This is a genomic window from Arsenophonus endosymbiont of Crataerina pallida (assembly GCF_964020125.1).
Classification (GTDB): domain Bacteria; phylum Pseudomonadota; class Gammaproteobacteria; order Enterobacterales; family Enterobacteriaceae; genus Arsenophonus; species Arsenophonus nilaparvatae.
In genome coordinates this window covers 1,551,357-1,570,529 of the sequence record NZ_OZ026540.1, presented here as the reverse complement: position 1 = coordinate 1,570,529, position 19,173 = coordinate 1,551,357, and the positions used below count along the sequence as shown (strand labels likewise).

Annotated in this window: 22 protein-coding genes, 1 other RNA gene and 4 pseudogenes; 15 read left to right on the top strand and 12 right to left on the bottom strand. The window is 38.3% G+C overall.

The window, feature by feature from the left end:
* Nucleotides 1-47 precede the first annotated feature (47 nt).
* The 4 genes and pseudogenes from AACL31_RS08345 to AACL31_RS08330 all read left to right on the top strand — a co-directional run bounded on the left by AACL31_RS08345 (nucleotide 48) and on the right by AACL31_RS08330 (nucleotide 3,266).
* A complete protein-coding gene (locus tag AACL31_RS08345; protein ID WP_339053232.1) occupies nucleotides 48-278 on the top strand; it encodes a transcriptional regulator in 231 nt (76 codons plus the stop codon).
* Nucleotides 279-809: a hypothetical protein gene (locus AACL31_RS08340; protein ID WP_339053920.1), complete on the top strand. Its 531-nt coding sequence runs from the start codon at nucleotides 279-281 to the stop codon at nucleotides 807-809.
* Between the two features lie 56 nt (nucleotides 810-865).
* Nucleotides 866-1,261 carry a DNA replication O domain protein gene (locus tag AACL31_RS08335; protein WP_339053266.1) on the top strand — a complete coding sequence of 132 codons (396 nt, stop codon included), beginning with the start codon at nucleotides 866-868 and terminating at the stop codon, nucleotides 1,259-1,261.
* A gap of 117 nt (nucleotides 1,262-1,378) precedes the next feature.
* Nucleotides 1,379-3,266, top strand: a pseudogene (locus AACL31_RS08330) (toprim domain-containing protein).
* Between the two features lie 80 nt (nucleotides 3,267-3,346).
* On the opposite strand, the gene AACL31_RS08325 reads toward AACL31_RS08330, so the two are convergent.
* On the bottom strand, nucleotides 3,347-4,012 hold the full coding sequence (locus AACL31_RS08325) for a DUF4145 domain-containing protein (protein WP_310513254.1): 666 nt from the start codon (nucleotides 4,010-4,012) through the stop codon (nucleotides 3,347-3,349).
* A gap of 197 nt (nucleotides 4,013-4,209) precedes the next feature.
* Here AACL31_RS08325 and AACL31_RS08320 point away from each other — a divergent pair, with 197 nt between their 5' ends.
* Both AACL31_RS08320 and AACL31_RS08315 read left to right on the top strand, forming a co-directional pair.
* Nucleotides 4,210-4,350, top strand: a complete 141-nt coding sequence (locus AACL31_RS08320; RefSeq protein WP_339053919.1) for a DUF1187 family protein — start codon at nucleotides 4,210-4,212, stop codon at nucleotides 4,348-4,350.
* 129 nt (nucleotides 4,351-4,479) lie between these two features.
* Nucleotides 4,480-5,436 carry a hypothetical protein gene (locus AACL31_RS08315; RefSeq protein WP_339053902.1) on the top strand — a complete coding sequence of 319 codons (957 nt, stop codon included), beginning with the start codon at nucleotides 4,480-4,482 and terminating at the stop codon, nucleotides 5,434-5,436.
* Here the strand turns inward: AACL31_RS08315 and AACL31_RS08310 are convergent.
* Together AACL31_RS08310 and AACL31_RS08305 are read right to left on the bottom strand one after the other, a co-directional pair.
* Complete coding sequence (locus tag AACL31_RS08310) at nucleotides 5,429-5,950, bottom strand: hypothetical protein (RefSeq protein ID WP_310511685.1); 522 nt, start codon at nucleotides 5,948-5,950, stop codon at nucleotides 5,429-5,431. The two genes, AACL31_RS08315 and AACL31_RS08310, sit on opposite strands and share 8 nt — an antisense overlap.
* 142 nt (nucleotides 5,951-6,092) lie before the next feature.
* A pseudogene (locus AACL31_RS08305) lies at nucleotides 6,093-6,236 on the bottom strand (Arc family DNA-binding protein); the annotation flags it as partial.
* Between the two features lie 110 nt (nucleotides 6,237-6,346).
* Here AACL31_RS08305 and AACL31_RS08300 point away from each other — a divergent pair.
* The 5 genes and pseudogenes from AACL31_RS08300 (at nucleotide 6,347) to AACL31_RS08280 (ending at nucleotide 8,825) form a co-directional block, all read left to right on the top strand.
* A complete protein-coding gene (locus AACL31_RS08300; protein ID WP_310511686.1) occupies nucleotides 6,347-6,520 on the top strand; it encodes an Arc family DNA-binding protein in 174 nt (57 codons plus the stop codon).
* Nucleotides 6,521-6,593: 73 nt separating this feature from the next.
* A pseudogene (locus AACL31_RS08295) lies at nucleotides 6,594-6,911 on the top strand (hypothetical protein); the annotation flags it as partial.
* Nucleotides 6,912-7,009: 98 nt separating this feature from the next.
* Nucleotides 7,010-7,195, top strand: a complete 186-nt coding sequence (locus tag AACL31_RS08290; protein WP_339053997.1) for a phage antirepressor KilAC domain-containing protein — start codon at nucleotides 7,010-7,012, stop codon at nucleotides 7,193-7,195.
* A gap of 22 nt (nucleotides 7,196-7,217) precedes the next feature.
* Nucleotides 7,218-7,517: a hypothetical protein gene (locus AACL31_RS08285; RefSeq protein WP_310511687.1), complete on the top strand. Its 300-nt coding sequence runs from the start codon at nucleotides 7,218-7,220 to the stop codon at nucleotides 7,515-7,517.
* Between the two features lie 9 nt (nucleotides 7,518-7,526).
* Nucleotides 7,527-8,825, top strand: coding sequence for a hypothetical protein (locus AACL31_RS08280; RefSeq protein WP_310513274.1), 1,299 nt, complete (start codon nucleotides 7,527-7,529; stop codon nucleotides 8,823-8,825).
* Here the strand turns inward: AACL31_RS08280 and AACL31_RS08275 are convergent.
* From AACL31_RS08275 to smpB, 4 genes are all read right to left on the bottom strand, one after another.
* Nucleotides 8,822-9,499, bottom strand: coding sequence for an Ail/Lom family outer membrane beta-barrel protein (locus AACL31_RS08275; protein WP_310511689.1), 678 nt, complete (start codon nucleotides 9,497-9,499; stop codon nucleotides 8,822-8,824). The genes AACL31_RS08280 and AACL31_RS08275 overlap by 4 nt on opposite strands.
* 107 nt (nucleotides 9,500-9,606) lie before the next feature.
* Complete coding sequence (locus AACL31_RS08270) at nucleotides 9,607-10,125, bottom strand: Rha family transcriptional regulator (RefSeq protein ID WP_310511690.1); 519 nt, start codon at nucleotides 10,123-10,125, stop codon at nucleotides 9,607-9,609.
* A gap of 378 nt (nucleotides 10,126-10,503) precedes the next feature.
* Nucleotides 10,504-10,867: a transfer-messenger RNA gene (gene ssrA, locus AACL31_RS08265) on the bottom strand.
* A gap of 57 nt (nucleotides 10,868-10,924) precedes the next feature.
* Nucleotides 10,925-11,407 carry an SsrA-binding protein SmpB gene (gene smpB, locus AACL31_RS08260; RefSeq protein WP_310511691.1) on the bottom strand — a complete coding sequence of 161 codons (483 nt, stop codon included), beginning with the start codon at nucleotides 11,405-11,407 and terminating at the stop codon, nucleotides 10,925-10,927.
* A gap of 157 nt (nucleotides 11,408-11,564) precedes the next feature.
* Between smpB and AACL31_RS08255 the strand changes: the two genes are divergently transcribed.
* Both AACL31_RS08255 and AACL31_RS08250 read left to right on the top strand, forming a co-directional pair.
* Nucleotides 11,565-11,999, top strand: a complete 435-nt coding sequence (locus tag AACL31_RS08255) for a type II toxin-antitoxin system RatA family toxin (RefSeq protein ID WP_032114831.1) — start codon at nucleotides 11,565-11,567, stop codon at nucleotides 11,997-11,999.
* A complete protein-coding gene (locus tag AACL31_RS08250; protein ID WP_032114780.1) occupies nucleotides 11,992-12,282 on the top strand; it encodes an RnfH family protein in 291 nt (96 codons plus the stop codon). The genes AACL31_RS08255 and AACL31_RS08250 overlap by 8 nt, the downstream gene beginning before the upstream one ends.
* A 103-nt stretch (nucleotides 12,283-12,385) precedes the next feature.
* On the opposite strand, the gene bamE is transcribed toward AACL31_RS08250, so the two are convergent.
* The 3 genes and pseudogenes from bamE to nadK all read right to left on the bottom strand — a co-directional run bounded on the left by bamE (nucleotide 12,386) and on the right by nadK (nucleotide 15,505).
* Nucleotides 12,386-12,745 (bottom strand): outer membrane protein assembly factor BamE, encoded by a 360-nt coding sequence (gene bamE, locus AACL31_RS08245; RefSeq protein WP_310511692.1) that lies wholly within the window; start codon nucleotides 12,743-12,745, stop codon nucleotides 12,386-12,388.
* A 113-nt stretch (nucleotides 12,746-12,858) separates the two neighbouring features.
* Nucleotides 12,859-14,519: pseudogene (recN, locus tag AACL31_RS08240) on the bottom strand (DNA repair protein RecN).
* 86 nt (nucleotides 14,520-14,605) lie between these two features.
* A complete protein-coding gene (gene nadK / locus AACL31_RS08235; protein ID WP_310511693.1) occupies nucleotides 14,606-15,505 on the bottom strand; it encodes an NAD(+) kinase in 900 nt (299 codons plus the stop codon).
* A gap of 107 nt (nucleotides 15,506-15,612) precedes the next feature.
* Between nadK and grpE the strand changes: the two genes are divergently transcribed.
* Entirely contained in the window at nucleotides 15,613-16,221 is a 609-nt protein-coding gene (gene grpE / locus AACL31_RS08230; protein ID WP_339053918.1) for a nucleotide exchange factor GrpE, read from the top strand.
* Nucleotides 16,222-16,259: 38 nt separating this feature from the next.
* Here the strand turns inward: grpE and ung are convergent, their stop codons facing one another.
* Nucleotides 16,260-16,943: a uracil-DNA glycosylase gene (ung, locus tag AACL31_RS08225; RefSeq protein ID WP_310511695.1), complete on the bottom strand. Its 684-nt coding sequence runs from the start codon at nucleotides 16,941-16,943 to the stop codon at nucleotides 16,260-16,262.
* A 334-nt stretch (nucleotides 16,944-17,277) separates the two neighbouring features.
* Here ung and grcA point away from each other — a divergent pair, with 334 nt between their 5' ends.
* Nucleotides 17,278-17,661: an autonomous glycyl radical cofactor GrcA gene (gene grcA / locus AACL31_RS08220; RefSeq protein ID WP_310511696.1), complete on the top strand. Its 384-nt coding sequence runs from the start codon at nucleotides 17,278-17,280 to the stop codon at nucleotides 17,659-17,661.
* Between the two features lie 108 nt (nucleotides 17,662-17,769).
* Here the strand turns inward: grcA and srmB are convergent, their stop codons facing one another.
* Nucleotides 17,770-19,098, bottom strand: a complete 1,329-nt coding sequence (gene srmB, locus AACL31_RS08215; protein WP_310511697.1) for an ATP-dependent RNA helicase SrmB — start codon at nucleotides 19,096-19,098, stop codon at nucleotides 17,770-17,772.
* Between the last annotated feature and the right edge of the window lie 75 nt (nucleotides 19,099-19,173).

The window sequence follows — 19,173 nt, the reverse complement described above, 5'->3', positions numbered from 1 at the left end:
ACTTTGCGATGTCATATCCATTTACTAAACCAATTCATAGATTAATTATGGTAAGAATTGTAATGGCTGGTAGTCATGACGGTACAGAAGAAAGGATTATTGATGACAGTGCATTTTCTGATTTCTGTTGTTGTAGCAAGCACGCATTCTACCGGGAACGTAACGCACTGGCAAGGCAGGGGTATTTAAAAGTTCGAAAAATAGGCTCCCTTGATAATAACTCTAAGCTACAGGTCGAATCCGCTCGTGGATATACCATTTTAAGTGAGGGAAAGTAAATGAAACATCTTACTCCAACCGAGACCGTTAACCAAATTGGGCGTCTAAATCTGTCTGGTAATGTTATCCCTGCTAACTGGTGGCATCATATCAAAATGCCAAGTGGAAAGCCTGATAGCACCGCTATTGTTCTATTGTCTGAAATTATTTACTGGTATCGTCCAACTGAAATCAGAGACGAATGTACGGGCGAACTGAAAGGCTGGCGCAAGCGTTTTCAGGGTGACAAATTACAGCGTAGTTATCAATCTTTTGCTGATCAGTTCGGATTTACAAAACGAGAAGTGACTGATGCCTTAAAGCGATTGAAATCGCAAGGTATTATTACCCTAGAACTCCGTACAATTAATACTTCAACCGGGGCTTGTTGTAATGTTTTGTTTATTGAACCTGTTCCTGCACGCATTGATGAGATAACTAACGCCACACAATGGGTTAATAATCACCCTGAACTAGAATCAGTTTCTGTAATAGCTCCTACGAAAAAATGCAATAGGGGTTACGTTGAAACGGAATACCCCCTACGTTGAAACGTAAGACGTATACAGAGACTACTACAGAGATTACTACAAAGAATAAAAACATATTGATCGAACCCGTTCGATCTGAGGTTAAAAAAACAGACTCTGAAATTGCAAAAGCAAATCAAAATCCAATTGATTTAGCGTTTGAAGGCATATTCTGGCCACAGGTTCAGCGCAAAGTGGGTAAGCAATCCGCCAAATCCGCATTTAAAACTCAATTCAAGTTGTGGCGGAAGGAGACTGGAGAAACACCTGAGCAGTTTGCAGAATTTCTTGTGGCTGATATCCGTTCGAGGTTACAGGCTAAACAATTTGGCTTTGAAAAGTTACATCCTGCCACTTACCTCAATGGCAAACGCTGGCTGGATGACAAACCGGTAATACAATCCCATTCAACCAAACCTCAAGCAACAACCACATCAACGTTTACCGTTAGTAACGGCTTGGTATTTTTCTAACAAAATCATCATGAAATCAATTATCAAATCAATACTCATCCGTGGGTATAACTACGGCTGGCTGAGTGCTGGCATTGTGCAATACGGTTTTGATAAATTTAATCTGAGGGAAGCATGATAACGATTACGGAATTATCTGAGCGCTTATGGCTTGATGTTGTCAGAGTGGCTAAATATCTCTTACCTGAAGGCAAAAAAGAGGGTCATGAGTGGGTGGCTGGCTCTGTGCATGGTGAGCAGGGGAAAAGTTTAAAAGTTAATCTGTCTGGCAAAAAGGTTTGGTCAGATTTTGCTGAGGGAACAGGGGGGATTTACTCGATTTATGGATTCAGGTCAGGGACTGTAGTTTGCATCAGGCGATGGCAGAGGCAAAACAGTTTCTAGGGATAGCGGATGAATCCGGTGCATTTGAAGCAAAACGGAAAAAACAGTTTAAACGCCCACAACCCGCATCATTGAAAAAAACCGTCCGTAAACCACAAGACTGTTACGAATATCTTCAATCACGAGGCATAGACCGCAAAACGGCAGAAGAATTTCAGGTCAGTGATGGGATTGTCTGGTCACCTGAAGATAACAGGGAATTACCCGCTATAGCGTTCCCTTACAAGCGAGAAGGCGAGCTGATGCAGGTTAAACGTATTAGCACAGTAAGACCTAATGGGAAGAAGGTCATTTCAGTTGAAGCAGATTGCGAGCCTTGCTTGTTCGGCTGGCAGGCGTTACCTAAAGCAACCCGTGCAGTAATTTTATGCGAGGGTGAAATTGATTGCATGAGTTATCATCAGTACGGGTTAAGCGCATTGTCGGTTCCCTTTGGCGGCGGCAGTGGGGCAAAACAACAGTGGATTGAGTATGAATTTCATAATCTTGACCGCTTTACTGAAATCTGGTTGTCAATGGACAATGACGAAGTGGGGCAACAGGCCGCCTTGGAAATTGCTCGTCGATTAGGGGAATATCGGTGTCGTTTAGTCAAATTGCCCCACAAGGACATTAACGAATGTTTACAGGCTGGCCTGACACAACAGGAAATTGTACACTACCTTGAAACAGCCGCTTATTTTGACCCTGAAGAACTCTGCACAGCGAGAGATTTTTATCAGAGTACGCTGGATGCATTCTACGGTAGAGAGGAATATTTGTTCAAGACACCTTGGGAGTCATTAAATCGCCATTTTAGTTATCGTGAATCTGAGTTAACGCTACTCAATGGGGTCAATGGACACGGTAAGAGTGAAATATTGGGGCATATTCTGTGTGAAGCGATGCGCCAAGAAATCAGAGCCTGTGTTGCTTCGTTTGAGTTAAAACCCGCAACATTTCTAAAGCGTCTAACCCGTCAAGCAACATGCACTAAATTACCCTCACAATTAGAAATTGAGTCCGCTTTTAAGTTTTATGATGATAGTCTCTGGTTATTTGGCTTAACAGGGACAGCGAAATCATCACGATTACTGGAAAAATATTTAGATATGCTAACCGCCGATATGGTATCAATCTGTTTATCATTGATAGCCTGATGAAGTGTGGGCTTGCCGATGATGATTACAATGGGCAAAAAGCCTTCATGGATGCATTGTGTGATTTTAAAAACAAAACTTCAAGCCATGTTATTTTAGTGACACACAGCCGTAAATCGGAAAGTGAAGAAAAACCCACAGGAAAAATGGACGTAAAAGGCTCAGGTTCAATCACTGACCTTGCCGATAACCTTTTCATCATCTGGCGAAATAAACGCAGAGAACGAGCGTTACAGAAACTAGAGGCTAGTCAAATACTAACTGAAAAAGAGCAGGAATATTTAAAAGAGCCTGCTTCCATATTGTGTCTGGAAAAACAGCGAAATGGGGAAGGGTGGGAAGGAAAAATCTCATTGTATCTGGATAAACAGGCGCATCAATTTTTACCAGAAGAAAATACAAGTCCATACAATTACATCGCCAACATGCCAAACAGTGACTATGACCAGGTATGGATGAACAACAATGTATCTAGAGATTGAACCCAGTTTCAACATCTTCAAATAATCAGGACACCCCCAATGAAACACCAAATCGAAGTCACCGTGGCTAAGAGTGGTATTTAGCTTAACGTGTAGTGGTTGGTCTGTTTTCTTGGTTCAACCATCGCAGGAAGCGTGAATGCGTACAACAGGAATAACTCTGTGAAATTCAGTATTTCTTCCGCTTCTTCTTGAGTAAACTCTTCATCTGAATGAACAGCGCCATTTGAATCAATTCGAATAATATGTGCCCAGTTTTTCATTTGTTCAGTGATTCTATCTTTTGCCTGTAGCATGGAAATGCATTGAGATAATTTTTCATTTTTCACTTCATCCCCCAAAAGTTCTTTGGTTGAAATATCGATAACCTTTCGACAATTCATCACACAGGTTTCATAGCGCTGACGCTGCAAATCGTCTTTCGATTCAATGAAGAATTTTGCTGCTCTATCAGGAGTATCTTGAGGGCATATATTGATTTTCGGTTCAGGATAAATCTTATCCAATATAAAAATTGAATTATCACGAGGTAAGACAATATTTATATTTTTACGCATGCAATATGAATAAGGACCTTCGTTAGTAGAGGAATCCACAACAGCAATACCTGCTTGTTCACAGCTTCTACAATAAAATGGAACATCATAAATATATTTATCATTTTTATGATGTTCACTAAATCCTTCCAGCACGGCATTGTCTTTAAGGCAGTGTGGGCAGGTAATATCAAAAGAGAGCATTCCCATGAGTAATTTAACTCCCTATTTAAACGATATATCGTCAATATTAAAAAATTCAGAAAGACCGGAGTTGGCATTGTTACAACGTTATGAAACGACATCCGATAACCAAAAAATTAAATTTATCCTATCGATGATAGGCAAGCTCATTGAACAGGACAGAATGTTGAGAGTCAAGCATAAGGGAATTTAGGTCAATAATCATGAAATACCAAATCGAAGCAACCCTTGTTAAGGATGGTGGCGAACCTGTCTATTGGTATCGCTTTAGCGACAAAGCACTCTCAGAACAGGATGCCTGGAAATGTTATCCCAGCCGTCCATGTTCAAAATGCAATTTATGAAGACGGATTACTACTGGACTGTTGGCAATGGCAAAGCTGGAAAGCGTGATAAATTGCCAAAAGTATCAATAGAAAATTTCACCTGTACTTCGCTAAACCTACCCCAATAAAAATCAAATAGGCAAAAATATGAAAATTCAAAACATGGCAAATCGCTGTGAGGGACATTTTTGTGCCCAAAGTGAGGACTTCAATATATTTAACCGCCGAAAAGCGGTGATTACGGGTAACTGGTCAGCCATTAACAACGGTATCTGTACATTAACGGATTTAGGACTGAGACACAATGGAAATGGGTTAGTCTGGCTAAACTCTGGAATTTCCGTTCATGAGGCAGATAGTGATACCGGATTCACCGGAGGATATAAAAAATCTTATGAATATCAAGCATCGTTATGTCCAGATAGGCCATTGGAAAATAAGGTTTTTTCACGTGGCGTGCATTCACATAAAGTTGATGATTACTGTCTTTTGATACTTAACCGCTCTGATTCATGGGTTGAATATTGGAATCGTAAAAATGGAAAAGCGTTAAGAACTTTTGCAGTGCAGATATTAACAAATGAAAGGCAAGACGCTTTTGATAATTGGGTTATCTATCGACATCCTAGACAACATGATAAATATACAGTGATTAACATTGAACACAATAAGGCATTGGTCAAAGAGTATGTTCGTCATGGCTGGTTATGTGAATCAACCTATGAACTTTCTTTGTTGGTAAAAAGTAATAATGAGTTTAGTCGATTAATGGCACGGCTTGGTTATATTAAAGTTCGTACACGTAAAATTACGGGCCATAAAGAAACATTCTGGATATACAGGGGTGCAGAGAAGGAAATTAAAGAATCGAAAGCAAGAAAAACGTTACGTCCATCTAATGTATTGATATATAAAGATAATAATAAATTTGTGCAGTATGCAAAACAACCAATGAAAGCTTTTAAACACATCCTTGTCGATGGTGAATACCGTTATGTTTATGAAGACCATATCCATTTTTTGACGAAAAAGCGTCAGCGGATAGCGGGGAAACAGGTAACCGGTTATGCCGCTAAAGGGGTGGAGATGAGAGAAGTTAAGTGATGGAAGATAACTTACTCTTCCACGAATCAACGAAACAATCCGTCTGGCAAACCTTAAAAGCTGTCCTCGCAACAAACTGGATATCGACGATTCCATTGAGGAAATCGGGCCTGTATACCTGCAGGTAAAGAGAAAACATTCTAACTAGCCATGTAATACTTGCTGTATTAGAACTGACAGCATGATTCCTAAAGAAAAACTCAACCCTACCATCTATCATATGGGATTTTTTAAATATTTTGTCGTTATTAACAATAATTCCTTCTCTTAAAGCGCCATCATTCGTTTCAAACGGACTGTCTTTACCGTTTATCCAATGTAAGTAATTATAGAAACAGGAAATTGCAGGTTGTTCAGCGTGAGGAATAAAGTCCTCCAAGACTAAAGCTATTTTTTCAGGATAATCTATAAAGTTAGTGTAGAAACCCATATTTTCTTTATAAGCGGTTTTCTCCCAAGGGTGATTCCTATAATCATTATCTGTATTACGCAGAGGATCATAATTAATTAGCATCTATTGATCTCATGTAGGTTTATTTTCTTATAGACTTTTTTATTTTATCCAAATCAATAGTTAACAAATGTTCGCCTTTATTTCCTATATTAATGGCAATAAATTTTACCGTATCTTCAGAAAAATTAATTGGATCTTTATTATCTAATGTGTCTTGCAAGATTTTGATTATCTCTGAATTCATTGAACGTCCGTTAGCTTCGGCTCTTTTAGCTATAGCATCTCGCATTCCATCAGGAAATCTGACTGTAAACTTATCTTGTATTTGACTTGGAAATCGTTTCATTTTGTTACCTAATAATATTTTACTAAATTAATTATGGTGGCTACTTGACTTTATTGTCAATCGTGTTAAATTGACTTTAGCGGCAAATAGCCTCTAAAAAGGAAAATTAAATGAATGATTCACTATATACTCAAAGAGCAACAGAAAAGTTAACATTACGGTTACCAAAAGGAGTGAAAGCTCAAATTGAAAGAAAAGCAAAAGAAGAAGGTTTATCTTTAAATTCAGCAATTATTCAAAGACTTGTTTGGAGTATTAATTATGATAAAAAAATTTTTGGGTAATAAAGCAAAAACCCCAACTGCGGGAACAGTTAGGGTTTCAAATGAGTTAACCATTTACAGTGAGATTAACAACATGAATACTTTAGCAGTTACAACACCAAATGTCACTATGTCAAGTATTGACTTTCTCAACAACATTATAAATCCGGCGCGCCTATTAGCTATTAGCTATTAGCTGGCGAACCTCAGATAGAAAATCGTCACTTTATTACCCGCATCGAAGACGAGATTGATGATTTAGGTGTCGCGAAAAAATTTTACGTGACCACTTCTCAGGGGGCAAAACGAGCTGTTAAAGGGTATGTTCTCAATATGGAACAAATGACTTTAGTTGGCATGCGTGAATCAAAAGCTGTACGTCGTGCTGTATTACAAAAACTAAAGGCGTTTAATAAACCCATTATAGCACTTGATGATCCCGAATTTCTTCGTAGTACACTTCTGAGTTACACTGAAAAAGTTCTCGAGCGTGATCGTCAAATAGCCGAAATGAAACCTGATGTAGCAGCTTTGGAACGCATCGCTAAATCCGATGGTGCTATGTGTGTGACTGATGCTGCTAAACAGTTGCAATTACGTCCCAAAGACCTGTTTGATTTCTTGAGTGGAAATAAATGGATTTACAGACGATTAGGCAGTCCATGGATTGGTTATCAGGACAAGATACGGTCTTAATATTTACAATCAAAAAGGAACAGTGAGTTATTCATCTAATTATTTACCTTTTCTGGTTGGTGCTAATATCACACTGACTCAACAGGGTGTAACAACCCCATTTGCCAGGCCTATGTTACAAGCAAATGAATGCGCAGAAATGATAGATCGCGTTTATCAAGACTGGACATATTGCAAAGCGGGTGGTTATCGTTTTCAAGGAAATAAAATAACTATTCAGCCTGGCAGAAATTTGGAGTGGGTCTTTGTAGATACTTCAGCAATTGATTATATCAGTTACAGCACGCCATCTTACGTTATTGATTTCGACCTTTATTTCTAGAGAAAAATTATGATATACAACACAGGCACAATTACAATAGTGTCAGGTTCAACTATTGTCAAAGGCACAGGCACGAAATGGAATAGTAATAATCCATTAGTATCACCTGGCATGTTAATGCTAGTTAAAAACGGGGATATAAATTATCTTTACATGATTAAAGCCGTTAACAGTGATACGGAATTAGTACTTGCTGAAGAAGCTACATTCTCAGCTACCGACACAACTTACACCATTAATCTCACTGAACCCAATAATAATTCTGATGCGGCAAGAGCGCTTGTCGCTGCTAACACTTACATCCTCTATTTTTTGCAAAACATGGATACCTGGATGGGGGATAATGGTGTCGTTGAGCTTACTTTACCCAGTGGAAAAACGATTAAGTTAGAGTCAATTAAGGCATTACAGGAATTAGTAGAGGGTAAAGCAGATGCAAGTAGTGTTGAAGAAATAAAAGATGCATTAGAAAGTAAAGCAGATGCAAAAAAGGTTGAAGAAATAAGTAAATCAGTTACTGAAGTCAGTGAGACGATAAAAAATAAACTTGATGAAACTGATATTGTACAGGTGGTAGGCGATGCTGATAACAAAGTCATGAGTCAGAAAGCTAGCACCGATGCTTTTGCGAAAAAAGATTCAACTGAAACGTTGAAATCTGGCAGACTAAACGTTGAATCAGCTAGGGGAGATACAATCTTCAATCTTGGCGGCACAAATGGCTCTTCTGGTTCTGAATTCGCCTATGTTAGAAGTTCAAAACGAACTCAAATTCATGATGTTGGAGCAAAGACAACTATACAAATTCCTCAAAAAAGCGGAATTATGGCACTAACCTCTGACATTCCAAAAATGAGAGCAGATTCAAATGGTTTTTTCAAAAAAGCATCGCCCATCATAAAAATTTACGCTAATGGAAATTTTGAAACGAATGAGGAATCAGAAGGCGCAACGGTTCAACGACTCGATACAGGAAAATATTTAATTTCTGGCATCCTGGGCTATAACGCAGACGGTGCATGGGGCATAAATGGTGGCGTATCAATACCTAAAGATATTAACGGATTAGAACTTATCTATGTCAAAGACAAAATTCTATCTAATGGTAGCATCGAGATTCAAACATTTCACCGACAACACACCCATTTACCTAAAGATTTTCAAAATTGGCGAGTTAAAGAGATTATTGACGGCATGCCAATTCATTATGCTGACGGTGAACGAGTTGATATTCCGATGTCGACATGGTTGGATGTTAGAGTTGAAATGCCACCAAATTCTGTGTGGCATCAAAAGCAAGAAAATTAAAATTTATAACCTATCCCGACCGTCCAAGCGCTTGTTTTCCAGTCACCACTGCCTGATTGTTCATAGCCAAGATCAAGAGTTGCATTTTGCCAGAAATTAACTTGCATACCAACACCATAAGCTATTTCTGTTTTATTATCTGACTGAGAACTTCTTGAGCTATTAATTAATGAGTTATTTTTAAATTCTTGAGAAATAGATTCATAAGAAACTTTTTTATAAGCACCGCCAATTAAACCATAAACGCTAACATATTCATTAAATCGATAAGTTGGGCCGATCATCAAAGAAATGTAATCACCAGAAACTTTATTTTTTGTTGACATTCTGTCTTTTTCTTTATTTTTAGTGGCACTTGCATTGGCATTATAATCTTTTGTTGAATAAGCAAGAGAGCTAATAATCCCCCAATCATCAGTTAGTTCATATCGGTAACGCATAAAAGCACCGCCCAAGTTTGAATAACTGTCCAAAGACAAAGTGGCTGGCACTCCAAAACTATTTGTTATTGTATTTCCGGCCTCTCTTACATCATTACGCATTAAATTAACGTTATCTTTAATGCTATTAGAGTTAACATTCAAATAGCCGAATAATAGAGTTTGATCGCCTTCTTTTGCTATAACAGCACCAGAAAATAGACAAGAAATTAATAAAATTGATGTTTTATTCATAAATCCTCACAAAAAACCCCTGTTTACAGGGGCATGATTATAGTTAACTGATTATTGTTTTTTGAGTATTAATTGGTTTTTCGTTTAAGTTAGGTTTAGTATTCATTTTATTGAGCTAACTTTTCCAGTAGCTCTTTTTGGCTTACAACGATATATCCAGCTTTTCTTGCTATTTGCATAAAGTGTTCAATGCTTGCCACAATTTCACCTTTTTCTAATCGTTGGGTTCTTACCACTTTCCCTTTATCGACATATATTACTTCTGTATAAGTCATATTGTCTTGTAAATTTGTGTTAAGTTCTGTTTCCATGCGGCTGAATTCAGCGATGTAAGCCTCTTTAAATTGAGCAGCTTTCTTTCCTGTAAATCCCATAACCAAGAACACAAAACCGTCTTTGGTCATTTGGTAATATTTCTGGGGCTTTCCATTTTGTAACTCATTGTTTTTAAAGCAAACCTCAAAATTGAGGTTAGTGAATTTTTCCGAGCAATCAATGTTATCAATGGCACGCAAAACATTATCATGTCTTTTCCCAAAATAATCAGCTACCGAAAAGGATGTGGTAATTGCTTTTCCATTGTGAATAGTAACTTTTGGGTTAATGGTAGACAGTTGGTTATTCATTTTCAATGTCCTTCTAGATTGTTCATAAATCCCATTGTTCAGATGGGCGGTCGGGTACTTGAACACCGCTAGAAGACGGCCAACAGTTTTCCCCTAATAGGAGGGTGTTGTATATTCTGTTCGCTACCCGACCATAACAAATTTTGGACATAAAAAAGCCGCTAGACTATCGGGAGCGGTATCCGCTTCTAGAGTGTGTTCAGCACCTTAGAAGGACTATAGCGCATGATTTCTTCTTTCGTCAATGGGTATTTTTCAGGAGAAGACGCGTGTCATTTGCGTATCTTTTCAAGTCCTATTGTTGTCATATCGAAGTCCGCTTAATTTTTATAACTTGCTGTTTTTAAAGCTATTGTCCTACTGCTGACCAGGTAAAATTGGTGGAGCTGGCGGGAGTTGAACCCGCGTCCGAAATTTCTACATCCTCGGTACTACATGCTTAGTCTAGTCTTTACATTCGCCAGCTAGCTGTGGACAGACACACTACTAACAGACTAGCCTGATTAAGTTTAACGCTTCAACCCCAGGCTAGGCATCCACGCGATCTCTTTTAGGTTTGACCTCTCTTGATCCCCGTCCTAAGAGCGGAGGCTAGGGAGAGAGGGCTCTGCGCAGGTTATTAAGCTGCCAGTGCGTATTTATCGTCGTTTGCGACTATTTTTTTGCGGCTTTTTACGAGGCCAACCGCCCCTCGGCATGCACCTTGGGTTTCGCAAATCCCGTCGAATCCAGAATCAGCCCCAAGTTGATTACTTCAATTATATCAGAAAAAAACTTAATAATGCTAGCACTTAGGTCATTATCGACCTGCGTTTTTCATAATTCTCGCTTTGTCTAACTTCCATTCGCGATCTTTAATGTCAGAACGCTTGTCGTGCACTTTTTTACCCTTGGCGACACCAATTTTGACTTTACACCAGGCATTTTTCCAGTAAAGGGATAATGCTACCGCTGTGTGGCCTTCGCGATTGATTTTACCAAATAGCGAATCTAGTTCACGATGATTTAGCAATAACTTTCGGGTGCGCATTGGATCACAAACCACATGGGAGGAGGCTACATTTAGCGGGGTAATTGTTGCACCAAAAAGATAAGCTTCACCTTCTTTCAGTAAAACATAACTGTCGCTAATATTGGCTTTACCTGCGCGTAGTGCTTTGACTTCCCAACCCTGCAAAGCTAAGCCCGCCTCAATTTCTTCACTGATGAAGTATTCATGGCGTGCTCTTTTATTTAACGTAATCGTTGCCGAACCGGGCTTGTGTGCTTTTTTCTTTGTCATAATTGGCGATTATACTGTATGTATAAATAAATGGCACGGTAAGGATCTATTATTTGGTGTTAAGTGAGCATTTATTAGACTAAGTTGTCGTGCAGAATTTTTATTTAAGTGTATATCAATGTTATTATTGTCTCTGATTTATTTGGTGAGAATGGTTATGCCGCAAATTAGTCGATCTGCATTAGTGCCTTATAGTGCGGAGAAAATGTACAATTTAGTTAATGATGTAGATTCATATCCACAATTTTTACCAGGTTGTGTGGGCAGTCGGGTGCTGAATCATGTTAATAATGAAATGACTGCGTCGGTTGAGGTTGCTAAAGCGGGTATTAGTAAAACTTTTATTACGCATAATATACTGCAAGATAATAAGAGTATTCAAATACAGTTGGTAAAAGGGCCATTTCGTAAATTAATGGGTAATTGGTTATTTACACCTTTAAATGAAAATGCCTGTAAAGTGGAATTATATCTTGATTTTGAATTTACTAATAAATTGATTGAGTTGGCTTTTGGTCGGATTTTTAAAGAGCTGGCTGGAAATATGGTACAAGCTTTTACTCAACGTGCTCACGAGGTTTATCGTGGTTGAAATAAATATTGAGGTGGTTTATGCATTGCCGGATAGGCAATTTCTGTTGCACGTCAAGCTAGCAGAAGGTGCGAGTGTTGAAGAGGCAATTATGCAATCAGGTATTTTGTCACTTCGAGATGACATTGATTTGAGTAAAAATAAAGTCGGTATTTATAGTCGACCCGCTAAATTATCCGATATCTTATCTGATGGTGATCGGGTTGAAATTTATCGTCCATTACTTGCTGATCCGAAAGAGATACGTCGTAAACGGGCAGAAAAAGCCAAACAAAAATCTTAATAGCCTGTTTGTAATGAGATAGGTTGACCGCCAATTTAAATGTCGCCTAATTGGCAGTCTATTAATATTTATTTAAATAAATATCAATAACGTGATGTAGCATCTATATAAGTGTTGATGCTTTTTGTGCTGCTAAGGTATCGTTATTTTTAATGTCAACTAAAATCCCATTGCGATCAAAAGTGAGTGTTAGTGTTTGCTGTTTAACTTTTTCATGTCCAGGCTGTTGACGGAAAATATAATACCAAACTTGCTGGCCAAACGGTTCCTTTAGCATTGGTGTTCCTAATGTATAGGCTACTTGCTGTTGCGTCATTCCTTTTTGGATTTTTGCAACATCACTGGCAGAAAGATAGTTGCCTTGATTAATGTCAGGACGGTAAACAAGTCGTTCTGCTATAGAACAACTCGCTGTTAAAACAACAACAGACATAGCAGCAGCAATTAACAGTTTACAACGCATGGTCATATATTCCTTTAAGAGTCAGAATATCGATAATAATCGACATTGATGAAATTGAAAACCTTTCCTCATTTTTCTATGACCTATACTATACAATAAAGTTGAGGATGTTTTTAAGCAGCAAGTAGATCTTTTGCGCTAGCCAGGATGTTTTTTGTTACTTCACTACCACCCAGTAAACGGGCAATCTCTTGTAAGCGAGTTTTTTTATCTAATAATTGCATTTGTGTTTCTGTTTCACAGCCATTGGTCTGTTTACTCACATAAAAATGGTGATGTCCACAGGCTGCAACTTGAGGTAAATGGGTAACACACATAACTTGAGTTGAATTGCCTAATTCACGTAACAATTTTCCAACCACCGCGGCGGTAGCACCGCTAATACCCACATCAACTTCATCAAAAATAAGTGCGGGAATATCCATTTTTTGGGCTGTAATGACTTGTATGGCCAGCGCGATGCGTGATAGTTCTCCACCTGAAGCAATTTTTATTAATGCTTGATGTGGTTGCCCAGGATTGGTTGTCACGTTGAACTCTACTTGGCTTGCTCCATCAATTTGTAAATGTTCAGGATTAAAATTTACATCAACCGTAAAATAGCCATGAGGCATTGAAAGTTGATGCATACTGTTGGTGATTAATTGACTTAATTCACTGGCATATTGTTGCCGTATTTGGTGGAGTTTGCCGGCTATTTCTAATGCATATTGATGTTGAACTTCGACCTGACTAGTTAAGTGGTCACAATCATCTTGCTGCTGATTTAGTTTTTCTTGTTCTGCCAGTAGTTGTTGGTGTAATTCAAACAATAATTCGGGCGCAACCCGATGTTTACGGGCTAAATTGACATATTTCGCGATGCGTTGTTCTAATTCGAATAGTTGGCTAGGATCTAGCTCCGTTCGATCACCATAATGACGCAATTCATTACTCACTTCATTAATTTGGATCGATGCCTCTTCAAGCATATCAAGTAAATGACTGAATTGATTACTAACAGAAGCAAGCTCATTAATTTCTTGCTTTGCATGATTTAGCATACTGATAATATTTTGTTCCTCATTGTCATTAAGAATTTGTAATGCATTTTGACTCAAGGAAAGAAATTGTTCACGATTTGCTAGCTGTTTATACTCTTGCTCTAATTTTTGATATTCATCAGCTTGTGGTATCAATTCACCCAATTCTTTAAGATGATATTCAATAAGTTGTTGGCGCGACAGGCGTTCAGTTGCTTGTTGTTGAAATTTCGTTAGTTCTTGGCAGCTTTGATGCCAATTTTTCCACGCCGATTTCATTTCAGCCAAGGAGTGATTTGGTTAGCGTAAGTATCCAACAGAAATTTTTGATGCTGATTATCTAATAATAATTGGTGAGCGTGCTGGCCATGTATTTGAATAAGTAACGTCCCTAGTTCGCGCAATTGTGATAAGGGAACCGCTGTGCCGTTAATAAAACCACGTGATCGTCCATCAGCAGTGATGGTTCTGCGTAGCAAGCATTCATTATGGTTATCTAACTGATAATTTTTAAGCCAATCTTGCGCTGAAGGAGTATCAGTAAGAGAAAAATAGGCACAGATATCGGTACGAGAAGCACCAGGGCGAACAATATTGGTATCCGCTCGGTTGCCTAAACATAAACCTAATGCATCAATTGCAATTGATTTGCCAGCCCCTGTTTCACCGGTAATAGCACTCATACCAGGATGAAAATCAATTTCTAGTTTGCGGACAATGGCAAAATTATTGATGGTTAATTGAATAAGCATGTGCTTTTCCTGTATGTAAAAACACAACTGTTAATAAATACAGTATAAACTGGTTTTTTATACAGTAAAGTGGTAATTAAAAAAAATTAAAAGGTTTTCTTTGACCAGCCTAATTTTGAACTTAATGTATTGAAATAATTATAATCTTTTGGGTGGATGAGATTAAGTTTTTTATTACTTCGTTTGATTAATACTTCATCATCATCTTGGATAGGTAAAATAATTTGGCTGTCACAGCTGATTTCATAATTGATGTTTTTTTGTCTAAATTTTAATTTAATACTACTATCGCTTCTGATGACTAATGGACGCGATGAAAGGGTGTGAGGGAACATAGGGACTAGCGCGATAGCCTCAAGATTTGGAGTGAGTATCGGGCCACCGGCAGAGAGTGAATAAGCGGTTGAGCCAGTTGGTGTAGTAATAATTAGTCCATCGGAACGTTGAGAAAAGGCAAAGCGATCATCAATATAAACTTCAAATTCAATCATGTGAGCCACTTTGCCGGGGTGTAAAATGACCTCATTAATTGCCGTACTCATGAGAGGTTTGTGATTTTTTTTGCTGATTTGAGTTTCCAGTAAGAAGCGTTGTTCTTCATAGAAATAGCCAGCTAATACTTCTGTTAGCTGTTGTAGCGCGTTATCTGGCCCAAGATCAGTTAAAAAACCAAGGTTACCGCGATTGATGCCAATAACTTTATTTTCATAGCGTGATAGAACACGAGCAGCGCCGAGCATATTACCGTCACCGCCAACAACAATAATTAAATCAGCTGTTTTACCAATTTCTGTTAATCCACCAATGGTGGCATTTTTTAGTTTAAGCTGTTGAGCAATTTGTCGTTCAACAATAACTTTATATTTTTGCGCTCGAAGCCAATTATAAAGTTGTTCATGAGTTGCCAATGCCTCTGGATGTCGAGGATGACCAACAATACCAATATATTCAAATAATGTCTTTTTTGCTGCTTTTCCGGTCAGCATGGTTTATTTCCTCTTATCAAGTTGGCGTGTTCTCTTGAATCCCAAACTTTTATCCCCATAATAAGCTAATAATCTGGATTAATGCTAAAAAGAATGTGGAGATACTCATGAGTAGTAAAGATCATAAAGTGCATGATGAGCAAGCCTCTAAACAAAAAGAATTAAAAAAATCACAAAAAAATGAGGCAAAAGAACAAGCAATTGAGACCGAACAACCAGTGAGTTCTACTGAAGAAGTATTAATTGATCCACGCATTACTGAATTAGAGCAGCAGTTGCTTGAAGCGCAAAAACGTGAGCGTGAAGCGTTGCTACGCGCTAAGGCTGAAGTGGAAAATATTCGCCGCCGTACTGAGCAAGATGTTGAAAAAGCACACAAGTTTGCCCTAGAGCGGTTTGCCAATGAGTTATTACCCGTTATTGATAATTTGGAAAGAGCAATCGAATTTGTTAATCGGGAAAATGCTGAATCGATGTCAATGCTTGAAGGACTTGAATTAACTTTAAAATCTTTTTTAGCTACTGTTGGTAAATACGGTATTAAGGTGGTAGCGGAGAAGAATGTTGCTTTCAATCCAGAACTGCATCAAGCCATGACCATGATCGATTCAGAAGAACATGAACCTAATCAAGTTATTGATGTTATGCAGAAAGGCTATACTTTAAACGGTCGCTTGCTACGCCCGGCGATGGTGATTGTGTCAAAAGCAAAATAAACTGAAATAATGCCACCCATATGGTGGTGGCATTTAGTTTATTGTTCTGGAATGAAAGGTGTCCAGTCTATCGGGCTTAATCCTTGTTTTATGAGTATTTCATTGGTTTTGGAAAAATGTTTGCATCCAAAGAAACCTCTATGGGCCGAGAGTGGTGAAGGATGGGGCGCTTTAAGCACAAAATGTTTTTGGTTATCGATAAATTGGCCTTTTTTCTGCGCATGGGATCCCCACAATAAAAAAACCACGCCAGCACGGTGTTGATTAATTGCCGCTATAACCTTATCCGTAAATGTTTCCCAGCCAAGATGGGCGTGAGAATGAGCTTTGCCTTGTTCAACGGTTAAAACCGTGTTTAATAATAATACCCCTTGTTGTGCCCAACTGACGAGATAACCATGATTGGGGTATTGGAAATCGGCAATGTCTTTTGCCAGTTCTTTGTACATATTAACCAGTGAAGGCGGTGCAGGAATACCTGGCCGAACTGAAAACGAGAGTCCGTGCGCTTGATTCGGTCCATGGTATGGATCTTGTCCTAGGATCACAACTTTTACTTCGCTGAGTTCGGTGTAACGGAAAGCGTTGAAGACATCTTTTTGTGGTGGATAGATTGTTGTGCCATGTTGACGTGCTTTGGCAACATAAGCCAGGGTGTTACGGAAGTAATCTTGTTCTTTTTCTAGGCCGATGACATCGTGCCAGCTGGGCAAAGAGGGCATAACCATTCCTTTAGATTTTGATTAATATCATGTTTAACTTAACATCTACGTTATGTGAGGTAAATTTTAAAACGGAAATCGCTTATTTTTCATTATATATTTTGATATTAAAAATATTTTCTAAAAATTATAAATTTTTTTAAATGAAAAATTGATTTAAAACAGTAACCTGTCGATAATATTATTAATAACGCTTTGAAATTATTGATTAATGTCAATGAATTGCTGATATTTAATTGATATATATTTTATAGAAATAATGGTTATAGCAAATAGCCAATTTGAAAATAATTTCAAATTGTTATTTCAATCTTGTTCGAATTTGGAGGTCGACATGGTTATTGGAATTCAGATTACTAAGGCAGCTAATACAGCACTATTAAATTCCTTTTGGTTATTAGACGACGAAAAAAATGAAGTTCGCTGTATTTGCGCTAAAACTGATTTTAATGAAGGACAAATTGTTGCCAAGGAGTTGTTAGGTTCGTTTGAATATCGCGAAATTCCCCTTGAGGTTAAACCGCAGGTGTCAGTAGAAGGCGGACAACATTTAAATGTTAATGTTCTGACTCGGGAAACATTAGAAGATGCGATTGAAAACCCAGAAAAATATCCTCAATTAACCATTCGTGTTTCAGGCTATGCGGTGCGTTTTAATTCTTTAACCCCTGAGCAGCAACGCGATGTTATTACGCGTACTTTTACGCAAAGTTTATAATAAAGTAGCGCTCAATTAATTGATGGATAATTAATAGCCTGATAATTTTATCAGGCTATTAATTTTGGTTATTTCACCAAATAAATCAATAAATAGTTTAAATATTTATTATTTGTTATTAGTTTGCTTTACTGATGGTTGACGACGTTTGCCAATATTTTTACTGTCGCGATGGCGTTCTTTGGTTTTTTTCTTTTTTTGTTGGTCAATTTTTTTCTTTTCTTGTCGTTTTAGCTGAATTTTTTTCGACGGTTTGGGTTTACGTAGTGAACCTTCAGCCGGTGCTTTGGTGGTGGGTCGAAGACTATCAATGACGCGTATTTTTAATGGCTCTTTAAGATAACGGTTGATTTTACCTAATAGCGGTTGATCATGGGCTTCTACTAAGCTAATTGCAATCCCTTTTCGCCCCGCGCGTGCGGTTCTACCAATTCGATGCAGATAAACATCAGCAGTACGCGGTAAGTCGAAATTGAATACGTGACTAATATCGTCAATATCAAGGCCACGTGAGGCAACATCGGTCGCGACTAAGACGTTAATTTGCCCACTATTTAGGCGTTTAACCGCTTCAGTCCGCTTTGCTTGAACCATTTCTCCTTCAAGTAACCAGGTTTTTATTTTGGCTTGCTGTAACCATTGAACTAACTCATGTGCTCTTTCGCGTTTACGGACAAAGATAATAGATTTAGTGGCATCGGGTTGTTTTAACAGATGGCAAAGTAGCGCAGTTTTATGTTCGAGGTTATCAGCGCGATAATAGTATTGTTGGATCTTTTTTCGTTCACGCCTTGAAGGGTCAGCATCAATTTCATAAGGATTATTTAGTAATCGATTAGCAAAATTGTGAATGACATCACCGGCTAGTGTTGCTGAAAATAGCATAGTTTGTTTGCGCCAGCGTGTTTCACCGGCAATGGTTTCAATGTCGTTGGCAAATCCCATATCAAGCATTCGATCAGCTTCATCTAAAATTAACGTTTCGATCGCCCGACAATCAAAATTTTCTTCTTTGATATACTGTAGTAAGCGTCCTGTGGTTGCGACCACAATATCTTGGTTTTCACTAAAAATTTCAGCGTGGTTAATATAAGATACCCCGCCAGTAATGGTTGCGATATCAAGATGGGTATATTTGGCTAATTCTTTTGCTTGTTCAGCTACTTGCATTGCCAGTTCACGGGTTGGCGCTAATATGAGAATACGCGGTGGTCCAGATCGTTTACGTGGAAAATCAAGTAAATGTTGGATCACCGGCAGTAAGTAAGCGGCAGTTTTTCCTGTTCCTGTAGGCGATGAACCTAAAATATCGCGTCCTTCCATAGCGGCAGGGATAGTTGTAAGCTGAATGGCTGTCGGGCGGTCATAGCCTTTATCATCCAGTGCATTGAGAAGACTTTGGTCTAACTCAAGTTCAGAAAATGTGGTTGCAGTCATTGTATACCTCTGGTTAGGCAATGGATTATAAACAGAACGCCCAAATTGTTCATCTATTAAAATGTTTTGTTGAAT

What these genes read in the sequence shown, in the direction of transcription:
- AACL31_RS08345 (WP_339053232.1), top strand. Translation starts at nt 48, where the DNA reads ATGGTAAGAATTGTAATGGCTGGTAGTCATGACGGTACAGAAGAAAGG.
- AACL31_RS08340 (WP_339053920.1), top strand. Translation starts at nt 279, where the DNA reads ATGAAACATCTTACTCCAACCGAGACCGTTAACCAAATTGGGCGTCTA.
- AACL31_RS08325 (WP_310513254.1), bottom strand. Translation starts at nt 4,012, where the DNA reads ATGGGAATGCTCTCTTTTGATATTACCTGCCCACACTGCCTTAAAGAC.
- AACL31_RS08320 (WP_339053919.1), top strand. Translation starts at nt 4,210, where the DNA reads ATGAAATACCAAATCGAAGCAACCCTTGTTAAGGATGGTGGCGAACCT.
- AACL31_RS08315 (WP_339053902.1), top strand. Translation starts at nt 4,480, where the DNA reads ATGAAAATTCAAAACATGGCAAATCGCTGTGAGGGACATTTTTGTGCC.
- AACL31_RS08310 (WP_310511685.1), bottom strand. Translation starts at nt 5,950, where the DNA reads ATGCTAATTAATTATGATCCTCTGCGTAATACAGATAATGATTATAGG.
- AACL31_RS08300 (WP_310511686.1), top strand. Translation starts at nt 6,347, where the DNA reads ATGAATGATTCACTATATACTCAAAGAGCAACAGAAAAGTTAACATTA.
- AACL31_RS08290 (WP_339053997.1), top strand. Translation starts at nt 7,010, where the DNA reads ATGAAACCTGATGTAGCAGCTTTGGAACGCATCGCTAAATCCGATGGT.
- AACL31_RS08280 (WP_310513274.1), top strand. Translation starts at nt 7,527, where the DNA reads ATGATATACAACACAGGCACAATTACAATAGTGTCAGGTTCAACTATT.
- AACL31_RS08275 (WP_310511689.1), bottom strand. Translation starts at nt 9,499, where the DNA reads ATGAATAAAACATCAATTTTATTAATTTCTTGTCTATTTTCTGGTGCT.
- AACL31_RS08270 (WP_310511690.1), bottom strand. Translation starts at nt 10,125, where the DNA reads ATGAATAACCAACTGTCTACCATTAACCCAAAAGTTACTATTCACAAT.
- smpB (WP_310511691.1), bottom strand. Translation starts at nt 11,407, where the DNA reads ATGACAAAGAAAAAAGCACACAAGCCCGGTTCGGCAACGATTACGTTA.
- AACL31_RS08255 (WP_032114831.1), top strand. Translation starts at nt 11,565, where the DNA reads ATGCCGCAAATTAGTCGATCTGCATTAGTGCCTTATAGTGCGGAGAAA.
- bamE (WP_310511692.1), bottom strand. Translation starts at nt 12,745, where the DNA reads ATGCGTTGTAAACTGTTAATTGCTGCTGCTATGTCTGTTGTTGTTTTA.
- nadK (WP_310511693.1), bottom strand. Translation starts at nt 15,505, where the DNA reads ATGCTGACCGGAAAAGCAGCAAAAAAGACATTATTTGAATATATTGGT.
- grpE (WP_339053918.1), top strand. Translation starts at nt 15,613, where the DNA reads ATGAGTAGTAAAGATCATAAAGTGCATGATGAGCAAGCCTCTAAACAA.
- ung (WP_310511695.1), bottom strand. Translation starts at nt 16,943, where the DNA reads ATGCCCTCTTTGCCCAGCTGGCACGATGTCATCGGCCTAGAAAAAGAA.
- grcA (WP_310511696.1), top strand. Translation starts at nt 17,278, where the DNA reads ATGGTTATTGGAATTCAGATTACTAAGGCAGCTAATACAGCACTATTA.
- srmB (WP_310511697.1), bottom strand. Translation starts at nt 19,098, where the DNA reads ATGACTGCAACCACATTTTCTGAACTTGAGTTAGACCAAAGTCTTCTC.